This window comes from Streptomyces sp. BV286 (genome assembly GCF_019090165.1).
Classification (GTDB): Bacteria; Actinomycetota; Actinomycetes; order Streptomycetales; family Streptomycetaceae; genus Streptomyces.
Genome location: NZ_JAHRIB010000008.1, coordinates 85,413 through 99,616, shown reverse-complemented (window position 1 = coordinate 99,616; position 14,204 = coordinate 85,413). Strand labels below are relative to the sequence as shown.

Below are 14,204 nucleotides of genomic sequence, written 5' to 3'. Positions count from 1 at the left end.
CCGTGGGGGAGCCCTGGCACACCTTTGCCACGGCCGGCTCCGGGACCGGACACCCGAACGGCGCGGCGGCTATGAGGACAGCGCGGTCCGCAGCGCCCTCACCAGTGCCTGTGCCCGTGGGTCCGCCGTCACCGTCTTGCGGAAGCCGTTCGTGACGTAGCCGAAGGCGATGCCCGACTCGGGGTCCGCGAAGCCGAGGGAGCCGCCGCGGCCCGGGTGGCCGAAGGAACCGGTGCCCAGGAACGGCGAGGCCGAACCGTGGAGCATGTGACCGAGACCGAACCGGGTGTTGATCACCAGGACGCGGTCCGGGCCCGCGGACTCCTCGGCGCGGGCCGCCGCCAGCGTCCCGGGGGTGAACAGGCGTGACCCGCCGTCGGGTTCGCCGATCAGGGACGCGTAGAAGCGGGCCAGTCCGTCGGCCGTCGCGATGCCGTTCGTCGCCGGGAGCGCGGCCGCCCGGTACGCCGGGTCGTTCTGGTCGGGGAACGGGGTGATCGCGGCGAAGGCCCGGCGGGTGAGGGAGGCCGGGTCGTCGTAGGCCTCGGTGACCGACCGCTTCGGGCGGGACCGCAGGCCCTCGGAGTTGCCCGGTGTCTCGACGCGGCCCACCCGGCCCACCCGCCCCGCCTCCCCGGCGGGCAGCCCGACCCACACATCGGCGCCCACCGGCCCGGCGATCTCCTCGGCGATCCAGTCACCGATCCCACGGCCGGTGACACGCCGTACCAGCTCGCCGACCAGCCAGCCGTAGGTCAGCGCGTGGTAGCCGTGGTCGGCGCCCGGCTCCCACGCGAGGGCCTGGCGCGCGACCGCCTCGGCACCGAGCCGGGGGTCCAGCGCCTCCTCGGGCGTCAGCGGCCGGTCCAGGACCGGCAGTCCCGCCCGGTGCGACAGCACGTGCCGCACCAGCACCCGCTCCTTGCCCGCCGCCTTGAACTCGGGCCAGTACTCGGCCACCGGTGCGTCCAGGTCCAGCCGCCCGCGCTGGTGCAGCAGGAGGAGGGCGGCCGCGGCGACGCCCTTCGTCGCCGAGCGCACGATCTGGGCGGTGCCCCGCTCCCAGGGCGCCGAACCCGCCGTCCCGTCGACGTCCTTGACGCCGGCCCACAGGTCCACGACCCTGCGCCCGTCCCGGTACACGGCGACGGCCGCGCCCCGGTCCCCGAGCGTCTCGAAGTTCCGTACGAACGCCGCCCCGACCGGCTCGAAGCCCTCGGCCACTGTGCCGTTCACGTCCACGTCCGTGCTCCCGTTCCGCCTGTGCCTGCGACAGCCGGTGCAACCGTCGTGCAGCGCCTGCGATTCCAGGGCGAAGCTAGCCCAGCAGGATCGTGACCTCGATGTTGCCCCGGGTCGCGTTCGAGTACGGGCAGACCTGGTGGGCCGCGTCCACGAGCTTCGAGGCCACGTCCTGGTCGAGGACGGGGAGCGAGACGCTCAGGGCGACCGCGAGGCCGTAACCGCGCTGCTTGTTGGGGCCGATTCCGACCTTCGCCGCGACCGTGGAACCGGTCAGGTCGAAGCCCTCGCGGCGCCCGACCAGGACCAGGGCGTTGTGGAAGCACGAGCTGAAGCCGGCCGCGAAGAGCTGCTCGGGGTTGGTGCCGTTGCCGTCGCCACCCAGCGCCGGAGGCATCGCGACCTTCAGTTCGAGCTGGCCGTCCTGGCTGGTCACAAAGCCGTCGCGGCCTCCATGAGCGGTGGCCTCGGCCACGTACATGATCTTCGTGGGACGGCTGTCGAGATCAACAGCGGCCTCGTTCATGGAACGACTCACCCCCAGGCTCACGGAAACACAGAAACAGCGTGCACAAACACATCGCACACAATGTATCCATGGATTCCGGCCACTTATTACCTGGGGGTAGAAACCGCCGGTAACATCGAGGTCAGCCGCCGGAGGTCCTCGCGCAGCCGCTCCGCCTCCGCACCCGTCAGCCGCGTCCCGGCCATCAGCGCCGACGGCACGCACTCCGCGCGCTCGCGCAGCTCCTCGCCCCGCCCGGTGACCGCGACGAGCACCGACCGCTCGTCCCGCGCCGAGCGCTCCCGGCGGACGAGCCCGGCCGACTCCAGCCGCTTGAGCAGCGGCGACACCGTCCCGTAGTCGAGCCGCAGAGCCCCGGCCAGTTCCTTGACGGTGAGCTCGCCTCGCTCCCACAGGACGAGCATGACCAGGTACTGCGGATAGGTGAGCCCGAGCGCGTCGAGGAGCGGACGGTACGCGGCGGTCAGGGCGCGCTGGGCCGCGTACAGCGCGAAGCACAGCTGGTCGTCGAGCAACAGCGAACCGGTCGGCGCGCCCCCTTCGGGCGATCCCGCCGGAAGGTCCTCGGTCCCGTGGTCTTCGTTCGTCACGCGCCCATTGTCACGGAGCGCGGGTCGAAGCCGAAGGGCAGCTCGAGACGGTGCTCCCGCATCAGCCCGTCGTCCGACAGCAGGTCGCCGGTCCTGCCGTCCGCCGCGATCACGCCCTCGCTGAGGACCAGCGCGCGGGGGCACAGTTCGAGGGCGTACGGCAGGTCGTGGGTGACCATGAGCACGGTCACGTCCAACGAGCGCAGGATGTCCGCGAGTTCGCGGCGCGAGGCGGGGTCGAGGTTGGAGGACGGCTCGTCGAGGACGAGGATCTCCGGCTCCATCGCCAGGACGGTCGCGACGGCCACCCGGCGCCGCTGGCCGAAGGAGAGGTGGTGCGGCGGGCGGTCGGCGAAGGCCTCCATCCCGACCCGTTCGAGGGCCGTGCGCACCCGTGCCTCCAGCTCCGGGCCCTTCAGTCCGGCGGCCGCGGGCCCGAAGGCCACGTCCTCGCGCACGCTCGGCATGAAGAGCTGGTCGTCCGGGTCCTGGAAGACGATGCCGACCTTCCGCCGGATCTCCGCCATGTGCTTGCGGCCGACGGGCAGCCCGGCGACGGTCACGGTCCCCGCGCCGCCGGTCAGGATGCCGTTCAGGTGCAGTACGAGGGTCGTCTTGCCGGCGCCGTTCGGGCCGAGCAGCGCGACCCGCTCGCCGCGGGCGACGGAGAAGTCCACGCCGAACAGGGCCTGATGGCCGTCCGGGTAGGCGAAGGCCAGTCCGGCCACTTCCAGGGACGGGGACGGGTCCGGGGCCGGCGACGAGGGCGGGGGCGGGGGCGAGGTCACAGGGTCCATCCCAACAGGCAGACGACGAGTGCGGCGAGCGGCAGGGTGCAGGCGTACGACCACTGGGCCCGGGACGCGGTCACCTCGTCGATGACCGGCATGGAACCGGCGTACCCCCGGCTGACCATGGCGAGATGCACCCGCTCCCCGCGCTCGTAGGAGCGGATGAAGAGCGCGCCCGCCGACTTGGCGAGGACGCCCCAGGAGCGGACGCCGCGGGCCTCGAAGCCGCGTGACTCCCGCGCGATCCTCATCCGCCGCATCTCGTCCGCGATGACGTCCCCGTAACGGATCATGAAGGACGCGATCTGCACGAGGAGCGGCGGCAGCTTCAGCCGCTGGAGTCCGAGGAGCAGTTCCCGCAGCTCGGTCGTCGAGGCGAGCAGGACCGACGCGGCGACACCGAGGGTGCCCTTCGCCAGCACGTTCCAGGCGCCCCACAGGCCGTTCACGCTCAGGGACATGCCGAGTACGTCCACCCGCTCGCCCTGCGCCACGAACGGCATCAGTACGGCGAAGGCCACGAACGGCACCTCGATCAGCAGCCGCTTCAGCAGGAAGCCCGCCGGGACGCGGGCCGCGTACGCGACCGTCGCCAGCAGCAGTGCGTACAGCCCGAACGCCCACATCGCCTCGCGCGGGGTCGACACCACGACGAGCACGAAGGCGAAGACGGCGGCGAGCTTGGTGTGCGGCGGCAGGGCGTGCACGGGTGAGTGCCCGTGCCGGTAGAGCCTGTGCGCGTGACCGGCGCCCATGTCAGACGGAGTCCCCGACCTGGGACGGCGAGGTCTCGGCCGTACGGCGCCTGCGGACGGCCCAGAAGACGCCGGTGCCCGCGACGACCGTGACGCCCACGCCGATCACGCCCGCGAGGCCGCCGGACATCCGGGCGTCGGTGAGGCCCTCGACGCCGTAGTCGGCGAGCGGGGAGTCGGCGGCGGCGTGGTCCTCGGCCTTGGCGTCGAATCCCTTGTCGGCGGCGACCTTCTCCAGGCCGTCGGGGTTCGCGGAGGCGTAGAAGCTCACGACGCCGGCGAGCACGAGGGAGGTCGCGAGACCCGTCAGCCACACCGTGCGGTGGGAGCGGGCGGCGGCCGGGACGGGCTCGGCGGCGGGTGTGTCGACCAGCTCGCCGCCGACGCGCAGCTTGAGCGGGGCGGTCAGGCCGCGGGCCCCGTACACGAGGTCCGGTCGTACGGCGATGACGGCGCCGACGGTGAGCGCGGTGATCGTGGCCTCGCCGATGCCGATGAGGACGTGGACGCCGACCATCGCGGTGAGGACCTGCCCGATCGGGACGTCCGTGGTGCCGCCGATCGCGTAGACGAAGGTGAAGGCCGCGGCGGCGGCCGGCACGGAGAGCACGGCGGCGACGAAGGCCGAGACGGTAATGGACCGGCGCTTGCGGGGCAGGAGTTTTACGAGGCCGCGAAAGACGGCGTAGGCGACGACCGTGGTGACCACCGCCATGACCGTGATGTTCACGCCGAGCGCGGTGAGACCGCCGTCCGCGAAGAGGATGCCCTGCATGAGGAGCACGACCGAGACACACAGGACCCCGGTGAAGGGGCCCACGAGTATCGCGGCCAGCGCGCCTCCGAGCAGATGTCCGCTGGTCCCGGCCGCCACCGGGAAGTTCAGCATCTGCACGGCGAAGATGAACGCGGCGACCAGACCCGCGAGCGGGGCGGTGCGTTCGTCCAGCTCACGGCGGGCGCCGCGCAGGCTGACCGCGACAGCCGCGGCGGCTACGACGCCGGTGGCCACGGAGACCGGGGCGTTGATGAATCCGTCGGGCACGTGCATGGAGGGCTCCGCTTCCGGGGGCAGGCCGGCTGGCTATAACCGTTCGATGATAGTGGCTTAATGCGAACGGCTTGCAAGAGCAAGATGACCTCGAACAATCCGGGAGCGCATTGCAGGAAATATGCGACATTGGAGAGGAATCATTTCAAAGAGGGAGCGATCGATGTCCGCCGTCGAGCAGTACGCGCGCGCCCACATCGTGACGGACGAGGCGCAGGATCCGCCCGCCGTTCCGGTGGCCCTTCGCTACGACCCCGAGGCCGACCCCCGCAGCGTGCACATCATGCTGCCCGGTCACCACGAGTGGGTCTTCACCCGCGACCTGCTCGAACAGGGTCTGCGGGCTCCGGCCGCCGCCGGTGACGTACGCATCTGGCCCTGCGGGCGGGTCCAGGCCGTCATGGAGTTCCACTCGCCGCAGGGGGTGGACGTGGTGCAGTTCGAGTCGAAGACCCTGATCCGCTTCCTGCGGCGCACGTACACGGCCACCCCGGTCAGCAACTGACCCGGCTGCCCGCCGTCAGCTGCCCGCCTTCAGCAGTGCGGCCACGATCGGACCGGCCGTCTCGCCGCCGTGGCCGCCCTGCTGAACCACTCCCGCGGCCGCCAGGTCGCCCTTCCAGGCCGTGAACCAGCCGTTCGGCTTCTTCTGGTTGTCGACCTCCGCGGAACCGGTCTTGGCGCCGAAGTCGGGGCCGAGCCCGGCCATCGCCTCGGCCGCCGTGCCCGCCGCCGCCGTGTACTGGAGCAGCTCCTTGAGCTGGGCCTGCGTGTCGGCCGACAGTGAGCGGGACGCCTTCGCGAGGGTGCGGTCGTCGACGGTCGGCGCGACCAGATAGGGCTGGTGGAACGTGCCCGTCTTGGCCGTGGCGACGACCGACGCCATGTTCAGCGGGTTCATCCTGACCCCGCCCTGGCCGATCAGCGAGGCCGCCATCTGGGCCTGCGACTGCACCGGCACCGAACCGTCGAACGTCGGCACCCCGATGGCCCAGTTGTCCATGCCGAGCCCGAACACCTGCTGGGCCTGCTTGGTCAGGTCGTCGTTGCTCAGCTTCTTGGCCTGGCTGATGAAGGCCGTGTTGCAGGAGCGCGCGAAGCTCGCCTTGAACGTGCCGCCCTTGATCTGGAACTTGTCGTCGTTCTGGAACTTCCAGCCGCCGTACGTCGAGTACTTGGGGCAGGGATGCACCTTGTTCGTCGACGCGAGCCCCTTGTCGATGAGCAGCGAGGCCGTGATGATCTTCATCGTCGAACCGGGGGCCAAGGACCCCTGGAACGCGGTGTTGAAACCGTGCCCGGAGTTCGCCGCGGCCAGGATCTCGCCGGTGGACGGCCGGATGACGACGGCCGAGGACTTCTCCTTCGTGGACACCTGTTGCTCGGCGGCCGCCTGAAGGCCCGGACTGAGCGTCGTACGCACCGTGCCCGGCGTGCCCTCGCTCAGCGCGAGGAGCGTCTTGTCGGGGTTCTTGTCGGAGGCACTCGCCTTCTTGGTCCTCTTGGTGTTCTTGCTGTCCCCGGCATCCTCGGACCCGGCGCGGACGACCCGCAGCTCGACGCCCGCCTTGCCGCCGGCCTTCTCGCCGTACTTCTCCCGCAGGCCGTCCAGAACCGTCCCGAGAGAGGGGTACTTGGCCGTGGTCAGCTCGCCGCCGTCCCGGTCCAGGGCCTTGACCGGGGGAGTCCCGGCCGCTCCGGTGACCAGCCTGTCGCCGTCCTCCAGCTCCGGATGCACGACCGCCGAACGCCAGTCGACCAGCGGTCTCCCGTCCTTGGCGCGGCGCACGACGGTCAGCTCGGACTCGTACGCCAGGGGCTTGGTGAGGTTCTTGTACGCGACCGTGCCCTTGACGGAGAACGGGACGGCGTCACCCGAGCGCTTCTTGGCGGTCAGCTTCACGTCCTTGACGTACGCGTCCTTGCCGTAGCCGGTCAGCAGGGTGCGCGCCGCCGCGGTGTCGTTCGTCGCGGCGGCGGCCGCCTTGACGTCACCGCTCTGCCAGGCCGTGAGGAACGCCGTGGCCGTGGACCGCACCTCGGTCGCCGACAGCGGGCCGGTCTTCACGGGCTTCGCGTCGGAGGCCGAACCCTTGTCGTCGGCCGCGGCCCCGCCCCCGTACAGCGCGTAGACGCCGAACCCCGCACCGCCGACGACAACGGCGATCATCCCGCCGATGACAGCGGGCCTCGTCCTGCCACGCTCAGGTGCGCGCCTTCTGTTCCCCACGGCTTCCGTTCCTTCGCTGCTTCCCCGATGCCCTCACGGTCCTCTTCGAGAACGACAGCACCACCCTAGAGTCCCGCCCTGTGAGGGTGAGCTCAGCCACCTGTCCGTAGCACAGCTGCGACAATCGGGCCCGCCGCGTCGCCGCCGTGGCCGCCCTCCTCCGTCATGGCCGCGGCCGCGACATCGCCCCGGAATCCCGTGAACCAGCTGTTGGACGTCTCCTGGCCGTCGACCTCGGCGGAGCCGGTCTTCGCGCCGATGTCGCCGCCGAGCCCCGACATGGCCCGCGCGGCGGTGCCGCCGGTCGCGGTCAGCCGCATCATCTGCTTCAGCTGGGCGACCGTGCCGCCGGGCAGGCCGCGCGCGGTGGCCAGTTGGCGGTCGTCGAGCTTCGGTGACACGAGGTAGGGCTGCCGGAACGTGCCGGTGATCGCGGTCGCCGTGACCGACGCCATGTTCAGCGGGTTCATCTGGACCTCGCCCTGGCCAAGGGCGTTGGCCGCGCGGTTCGGGCCGCCGGAGGCGGGGACGCTCCCGTCGAAGGAGACGATGCCCGTCTTCCAGTCCTTGCCCAGACCGAACCGGTCCTGGGCCTCGGCCGTGAGCGACTCGTCCGTCAGCGGCCGCGCGTCGGTGCCGTCGATGAGCTTCACGAAGGCCGTGTTGCACGAGCGCATGAAACTGTTGGCGAGCGTGGCGCCCTCGTTGGGCTCCATGTCCGTGAGGTTCTTGAACGTCTGGCTCTGCCAGGTGGCGGTCGCCGGGCAGGGCGCCGGGCCGTTCATCGAGGTGATGCCGTTGTCGATGAGCATCGCCGAAGTGATGATCTTCATCGTCGAGCCGGGCGCCGCCTCGCCCTGGAACGCCGCGTTGAACGCGTCCTGCCGGTGGTTCGCGACCGCCAGCACCTCCCCGGTGCTCGGTTTCACGGCGACCACCGACGACTCCGCGTACTGCTTGACCGCCTTCTCCGCCGCCGCCTGCGCGGTCGCGGAGATGCTGGTGCGCAGCTTTCCCGCCCTGCCCTTGGCAAGGGTCACCAGCGGGGTGTCGCCCGCGCTCTCGCTCTCGTGCCGGATCGCGAGCTCGACGCCGGGCGTGCCGCCCGCCTTGTCGCCGTACCGGTCGCGCAGCGTGTCCAGGACCGGGCCGAGCGAGGGGTACTTCCCCTTGGTCAGGATGACGCCGTCGCGGTCCACCGCCTCGATGGGCGGGCTCGCCGACTCACCCGTGACCAGCGTGTCACCGGTCTTGAGGTCCGGGTGGACGACGGACGGCCGCCAGTCGACCAGCGCCCTGCCCGTGGTCTTCCCCCGTACGACGGTCAGTTCGCTCCGGTACGAGAGGGGCTTGCTCCTTCCCTCGTACGACACCGTGGCCGACACCGTGAAGGGCACGGTCGTGCCCGACGCCGTACCCGGCTCGATCTTCACCTTGCCGATGTGCGCCGGGCCGGTGTAGTCGGCCAGCAGGGCCTTGGCGGTCGTCGCGTCGTTCGTCTGGTCCGCGGCCGTGGCGGCCTGGCCCTTCGCCCAGGCCGCGAGGAACTTCTCGCTGGTCTCCCGGACCTCGTCCTCCGAGGGCGGCCCGGTCTTCGCCGAGGTCGTCCGCGCCGAACCGCCGTCCCCGTTGACCGCGCTCACTATGTTGTACGCGCCGTATCCGGCGCCCCCCACCATCACAGCGAACACTCCGCCCACAATGGCGGCCTTGGCCCCGTTGCGCATCGCGCGTCCCCTCCCCGTGAACCTTTCTGAACGCGTTCAGAAAGGTGTCCATGCATCGCACTGTATGCGGGGCCAGTGGCGGATGGGGGTGGTGTTCCCTGATTGTTAGACCCAGGCGCCGGCCACATCCGTGAACACCGGCCGTCGACGAGGATGGTCTCGCCCGTGTGCACCGGCCGGAAACGGATGCCCGACCAGTTGCCCCCAGCGAAGCCGTCCTCCGGGAGCCCTTGCGCGTGAAGGCCTTGCACAGCATCGATCCGACCCTGCCGGACGACGTCGACCCCGAGCGGGTCTGGTACGCCTCCTACGGTTCCAACACGCACGTGAACCGCCTCGCGTTCTACCTCCGCGGCGGCCGGCTCCCCGGCACGACGAGGGTCCACCCCGGATGCAGGGACCCGCGGATGCCCACCCGGTCGATCCCGGTCGAGCTCGGGGGCGCGATGTACTTCGCGACCGAGTCGCCGGTGTGGGGAGGCGGAAGGGCGTTCTACGACCCGGGAGCCGAGGGCCGCGTGCTGGCGAGAGCGCACCTGGTGACAGCGGGCCAGTTCTCGGACATCGCGGCTCAGGAGATGTACGGGGAGCCGGGCTCGGGGATCGACCTCGGCGAGGTGCTGACGCTGGGGACGGCGGCCCTGGGCGACGGACGTTACGAGACGCTGGTGTGCGCCGGCCAGGTGGACGGACTGCCGGTGCTGACCTTCACCGCCCCCTGGACCATGCACGACGTCCGGTGGAACCCTCCGTCGGCCGCGTACGTCAGCCACCTGGCCTCGGGGCTGCTGTCGGCGGGGGCCTGGGACGCGGACGCGATCGCGTCGTACCTCGCGTCCTGCCCGGGCGCGGCGGGCCACTGGCCGGAACGGGCGATCACCGACTTGCTGCGGGAGTGACACGACCGGCCCTATCCGAGCCGATGACCGGCGACGGCGGGGCGCGGAGAGACGCCGGCGTCCTGCCGTGGTGCCTGCCGAGCCGGATCCGACCGGCTAGACCCAGGTGTCCAGCCACATCCGCGACCGCCACGAGTCGATGGGGATCGCCTGGCCCGTGTAGATCGGCCAGAAGTAGATGAAGTTCCAGGCGATGAGGAGGACCAGGACGCCCGCCGTGGCCGCGCCCACCACTCGGCGGCGTTCGTCGGAGCCCGGGGGGCCGAGGATGGCGCCGATCATCATCGCCACCGCCAGGCACAGGAAGGGGAGGAAGACGACCGCGTAGAAGAAGAAGATCGTCCGTTCCTGGTAGAGGAACCACGGGAGGTAGCCGGCCGCGATGCCGCAGGCGATCGCGCCCGCGCGCCAGTCGCGGCGGAAGAGCCAGCGCCACAGGACGTAGAGGACCGCGAAGGCGGCCGCCCACCACAGGAGCGGGGTGCCGAGGGCCAGGACCTCGCGGGCGCACTTCTCGCCCGCGTCCGTGGGACAGCCGTCCTTGCCGGGCAGCGGCGACTCGTAGAAGTACGACACCGGGCGGCCGGTGACGATCCAGCTCCACGGGTTCGACTCGTACGTGTGCGGGGAGTGCAGGCCGACGTGGAACTCGTACACCTGGGTCTCGTAGTGCCACAGGCTGCGCCACCAGTCGGGGAACAGCCACGACCAGTCGCTGGTGCGGCCGTCGGCCGTGGCCCAGTTGCGGTAGTAGCCGCCCTTGCCGTCGGTGGCGGACAGGAACCAGCCGGTCCACGACACGATGTACGTGCCGATCGCGACCGGGACGGTGGAGAGGAACGCCCAGCCCACGTCGTGCTTGAGGACCGCCAGATGGGGGCGGCGGGCACCCGCCACCCGCCGGGAGCCGACGTCCCACAGGACTGTCATCAGGCCGAACGCGACGAGGACGTACAGGCCGTTCCACTTGGTGCCGACTGCGAGGCCGAGCATCAGTCCGGCCGCCAGGCGCCAGGGGCGGCGGCCCAGGAGCGTGTTCTCCGCGACGCGCGCGTCCGGGCGCACGATCCCGTCCGCGTCCGGCGGCAGCGCGGCCGCCAGCCGTTCGCGGGTCTTGTCCCGGTCGATGAGCAGACAGCCGAAGGCCGCCAGGACGAAGAACATCAGCACCTGGTCGAGCAGCGCGGCGCGGCTCATCACGAAGTGCAGACCGTCCACGGCCATCAGCGCGCCCGCCAGGCAGCCGAGGAACGTCGAGCGGAACAGCCGGCGGCCGATCCGGCACAGCATCAGGATCGACAGCGTGCCGAGCAGGGCCGTCATGAACCGCCAGCCGAACGGTGTGAACCCGAACATCCACTCGCCGAGCCCGATGACGTACTTGCCGACCGGCGGGTGGACGACATAGGCGGCGTCCGTCGGGATCCTGACGTCGCCGCCGTTCTGCAGGATCAGCTCGTTGGCGTCCTTCGCCCAGTTGACCTCGAAACCGCGGTGGATGAGTGCCCAGGCGTCCTTGGCGTAGTACGTCTCGTCGAATATCACCGCCTTCGGGCTGCCCAGGTTCCAGAAGCGCATCAGCCCCGCCATCAGCGTGATGAGCAGCGGGCCGCCCCACGCCGACCAGCGGACGACGCGCCCCGCGGCCTCCGGCCGGAGTCCGATCGCCGCCCACAGCCGTGGGCCGGGCTCGGTGTACGCGGGCACGAGGCGGTCGCGGACGTCGTCTCTGGGGCCGGCCGACCAGCCGAACCTGCGCAGGCGCTGCTGCCACGACGGCCGCTGCTCTTCGACGCCCTGTCCCTGCCGGGTGTCCGTGGAGGACGCGGTACTTGTCACCGCGCCATCGTAGGGAACAGGTCTGTGTGAGTCCCGTGGACCGCCCCTGCGAGGATGGAACCGTGACAGGAACCCTTGTACTCGCAGGCACGCCCATCGGGGACATCGCGGACGCCCCGCCCCGGCTGGCGGCGGAGCTGGCGGGGGCCGACGTCATCGCCGCCGAGGACACCAGGCGGCTGCGGCGGCTGACCCAGGCACTGGACGTACAGACGTCCGGGCGGGTCGTGTCGTACTTCGAGGGCAACGAGTCGGCGCGTACGCCCGAACTGGTCGAGGCGCTGGTGGGCGGGGCGCGCGTGCTGCTCGTCACGGACGCCGGGATGCCGTCCGTGTCCGATCCCGGATACCGGCTGGTCGCCGCGGCCGTGGAGAAGGACATCAAGGTCACGGCCGTCCCGGGGCCCTCCGCGGTGCTCACCGCGCTCGCACTGTCCGGGCTGCCCGTCGACCGGTTCTGCTTCGAGGGGTTCCTGCCGAGGAAGGCCGGCGAGCGGCTGTCGCGGCTGCGGGAGAACGAGGGCGAGCGGCGCACGCTCGTGTACTTCGAGGCGCCGCACCGGCTCGACGACACGCTCGCCGCGATGGCCGAGGTGTTCGGGACCGAGCGGCGGGCCGCCGTCTGCCGGGAACTGACCAAGACGTACGAGGAGGTCAAGCGGGGACCCCTCGGGGAGCTCGCCGCCTGGGCCGCCGAAGGGGTGCGCGGGGAGATCACTGTCGTCGTCGAGGGCGCTCCGGAGAAGGGCGCCGAGGAGCTGGACGCCGGCGAGCTGGTGCGCAGGGTGCGGGTGCGCGAGGAGGCGGGGGAGCGGCGCAAGGAGGCGATCGCCGCCGTCGCCGCCGACGCGGGTCTGCCCAAGCGGGAGGTCTTCGACGCGGTCGTCGCGGCGAAGAACGCGACGCGCACGACCCCATGAGCGGGCAAAGGACCGTCTCGAAAAGCAAAGCGCGGACCGCGTACTGAGGGCCGTCCGACAAGGAACTCCCAAGACGGCTCCAACACTCGACAGGTCTGGTGCGTTCACGCCCGCGGAGGAGTCCACTGGACACAGGACGTACTCGTCCTCGTCCAGCGGACAAGAGGAGTCGGCATGAGTGAGATCGCAGGGCAGAGCGGCCGGACCACCGGCGCAACCGCCCACCGCACCACGGCGACCGACACAGTCCACGAGTCCTACTCCTTCGCCTGCATGCGCTGCGGACACGGCTGGGAGCAGTCGTACGAGATCGAGCACCACTTCGACGCCGAGGGCGCCGAGTTCGTGACGTACGTGGCCGACGGCCTGGTCGTGCCGTCGCCGCTGAGCCGGCCCACGTGCCTGAACTGCGACGGCCACGTCGTGCGCATCATGCGCGCCGGGCAGGTGTCCTCGGTGCAGAACTCGATGCGCCGGCCGACGGCCGTACGACCGCGGAAGGCCGCCGAAGCCCTTGCGGGGGCGGAGACGGCAGGGCCGGAGACGACGGCGGTGCCCGAGGAACACCACCACTGGCACCTCTCCGACCTGCTGCACCCGTTCCACCACCGCAAGGCGGGGTGACCCCCGGGCACCCCCGCGCCGGGTCTCACGCCCCTCGGCTCCCCCGCTTCCCCGCGGCGACGTGAGACCCGGCGTTCTCCTTCCGCGAGAGCACCTTCGTAGGATCGGGGCATGCCTTCCCACGCCGAAGCCCCGCCCCCGCCGACCCCCCTGCGGGAGCCGGTCGCCGACTCGCACACCCATCTCGACATGCAGTCCGGCACGGTCGAGGAGGGCCTCGCCAAGGCCGCGTCGGTCGGCGTGACGACCGTCGTGCAGGTGGGCTGCGACGTGAAGGGCTCGCGCTGGGCGGCCGAGACGGCCGCCGCCCACGACGCCGTCCACGCGACCGTCGCACTCCACCCGAACGAGGCTCCGCGGATCGTGCACGGTGACCCGGACGGCTGGTCCCGGCAGGGGGCCCGGACGGCCGGCGGCTCCGGCGCGCTGGACGAGGCGCTCGCCGAGATCGACCGGCTCGCCGCCCTCCCCCAGGTCAGGGGCGTCGGCGAGACCGGCCTCGACCACTTCCGTACGGGGCCGGACGGCAAGGACGCCCAGGAGCGGTCCTTCCGCGCCCACATCGAGATGGCCAAGCGGCACGGCAAGGCCCTGGTCATCCACGACCGGGACGCCCACGCCGACGTGCTGCGGATCCTGAAGGAGGAGGGCGCGCCCGAGCGGACCGTGTTCCACTGCTACTCCGGTGACGCGGCGATGGCGGAGATCTGCGCACGGGCCGGCTACTACATGTCGTTCGCCGGGAACATGACCTTCAAGAACGCGCAGCCGCTGCGCGACGCCCTCGCCGTGGCGCCGCTGGAACTCGTCCTCGTCGAGACCGACGCGCCCTTCCTGACCCCCGCGCCGTACCGCGGACGGCCCAACGCCCCTTATCTCATTCCGGTCACGGTCCGTGCCATGGCCGCCGTACGGGGCGTGGACGAGGACGTGCTGGCGACGGCGATCTCGGCGAACACTGCCCGCGCGTTCGATTACTGAGCCGTAACGGCCGACGCGCGCCGAGA

14 protein-coding genes are annotated in these 14,204 nt (G+C 71.4%); 5 read left to right on the top strand and 9 right to left on the bottom strand.

Annotated elements, in window-relative coordinates; translation table 11 throughout:
* Positions 1–69: 69 nt before the first annotated feature.
* The 6 genes from KUF83_RS01475 to KUF83_RS01450 all read right to left on the bottom strand — a co-directional run bounded on the left by KUF83_RS01475 (position 70) and on the right by KUF83_RS01450 (position 4,958).
* The gene (locus tag KUF83_RS01475; RefSeq protein WP_217452640.1) at positions 70–1,242 is read right to left on the bottom strand and encodes a serine hydrolase domain-containing protein; all 1,173 of its coding nucleotides are present in this window, start codon (positions 1,240–1,242) and stop codon (positions 70–72) included.
* Between the two features lie 76 nt (positions 1,243–1,318).
* Entirely contained in the window at positions 1,319–1,768 is a 450-nt protein-coding gene (locus KUF83_RS01470; RefSeq protein WP_217452639.1) for an organic hydroperoxide resistance protein, read from the bottom strand.
* Positions 1,769–1,857: 89 nt separating this feature from the next.
* Positions 1,858–2,289 carry a MarR family winged helix-turn-helix transcriptional regulator gene (locus KUF83_RS01465; protein WP_254643215.1) on the bottom strand — a complete coding sequence of 144 codons (432 nt, stop codon included), beginning with the start codon at positions 2,287–2,289 and terminating at the stop codon, positions 1,858–1,860.
* A 68-nt stretch (positions 2,290–2,357) separates the two neighbouring features.
* Entirely contained in the window at positions 2,358–3,158 is an 801-nt protein-coding gene (locus KUF83_RS01460) for an energy-coupling factor ABC transporter ATP-binding protein (RefSeq protein WP_217452637.1), read from the bottom strand.
* Entirely contained in the window at positions 3,146–3,907 is a 762-nt protein-coding gene (gene cbiQ, locus KUF83_RS01455; protein ID WP_217452636.1) for a cobalt ECF transporter T component CbiQ, read from the bottom strand. The genes KUF83_RS01460 and cbiQ overlap by 13 nt, the downstream gene beginning before the upstream one ends.
* Before the next feature lies 1 nt (position 3,908).
* Complete coding sequence (locus tag KUF83_RS01450; protein WP_217452635.1) at positions 3,909–4,958, bottom strand: energy-coupling factor ABC transporter permease; 1,050 nt, start codon at positions 4,956–4,958, stop codon at positions 3,909–3,911.
* A 163-nt stretch (positions 4,959–5,121) separates the two neighbouring features.
* Between KUF83_RS01450 and KUF83_RS01445 the strand changes: the two genes are divergently transcribed.
* On the top strand, positions 5,122–5,463 hold the full coding sequence (locus KUF83_RS01445; RefSeq protein ID WP_217452634.1) for an SsgA family sporulation/cell division regulator: 342 nt from the start codon (positions 5,122–5,124) through the stop codon (positions 5,461–5,463).
* 15 nt (positions 5,464–5,478) lie between these two features.
* Here the strand turns inward: KUF83_RS01445 and KUF83_RS01440 are convergent, their stop codons facing one another.
* Both KUF83_RS01440 and KUF83_RS01435 read right to left on the bottom strand, forming a co-directional pair.
* Positions 5,479–7,188, bottom strand: coding sequence for a penicillin-binding transpeptidase domain-containing protein (locus KUF83_RS01440; protein WP_217452633.1), 1,710 nt, complete (start codon positions 7,186–7,188; stop codon positions 5,479–5,481).
* A 92-nt stretch (positions 7,189–7,280) separates the two neighbouring features.
* Complete coding sequence (locus KUF83_RS01435) at positions 7,281–8,915, bottom strand: penicillin-binding transpeptidase domain-containing protein (RefSeq protein WP_217452632.1); 1,635 nt, start codon at positions 8,913–8,915, stop codon at positions 7,281–7,283.
* A 236-nt stretch (positions 8,916–9,151) separates the two neighbouring features.
* Between KUF83_RS01435 and KUF83_RS01430 the strand changes: the two genes are divergently transcribed.
* A complete protein-coding gene (locus KUF83_RS01430) occupies positions 9,152–9,814 on the top strand; it encodes a histone deacetylase (RefSeq protein ID WP_217452631.1) in 663 nt (220 codons plus the stop codon).
* A gap of 96 nt (positions 9,815–9,910) precedes the next feature.
* Here the strand turns inward: KUF83_RS01430 and KUF83_RS01425 are convergent, their stop codons facing one another.
* Positions 9,911–11,653 carry a dolichyl-phosphate-mannose--protein mannosyltransferase gene (locus tag KUF83_RS01425; protein WP_217452630.1) on the bottom strand — a complete coding sequence of 581 codons (1,743 nt, stop codon included), beginning with the start codon at positions 11,651–11,653 and terminating at the stop codon, positions 9,911–9,913.
* Between the two features lie 62 nt (positions 11,654–11,715).
* Between KUF83_RS01425 and rsmI the strand changes: the two genes are divergently transcribed.
* From rsmI to KUF83_RS01410, 3 genes are all read left to right on the top strand, one after another.
* Positions 11,716–12,573, top strand: a complete 858-nt coding sequence (rsmI, locus tag KUF83_RS01420; protein WP_217452629.1) for a 16S rRNA (cytidine(1402)-2'-O)-methyltransferase — start codon at positions 11,716–11,718, stop codon at positions 12,571–12,573.
* A 174-nt stretch (positions 12,574–12,747) separates the two neighbouring features.
* Complete coding sequence (locus tag KUF83_RS01415; RefSeq protein WP_217452628.1) at positions 12,748–13,197, top strand: hypothetical protein; 450 nt, start codon at positions 12,748–12,750, stop codon at positions 13,195–13,197.
* A 111-nt stretch (positions 13,198–13,308) separates the two neighbouring features.
* Entirely contained in the window at positions 13,309–14,178 is an 870-nt protein-coding gene (locus tag KUF83_RS01410) for a TatD family hydrolase (RefSeq protein ID WP_217452627.1), read from the top strand.
* Positions 14,179–14,204: the final 26 nt, after the last annotated feature.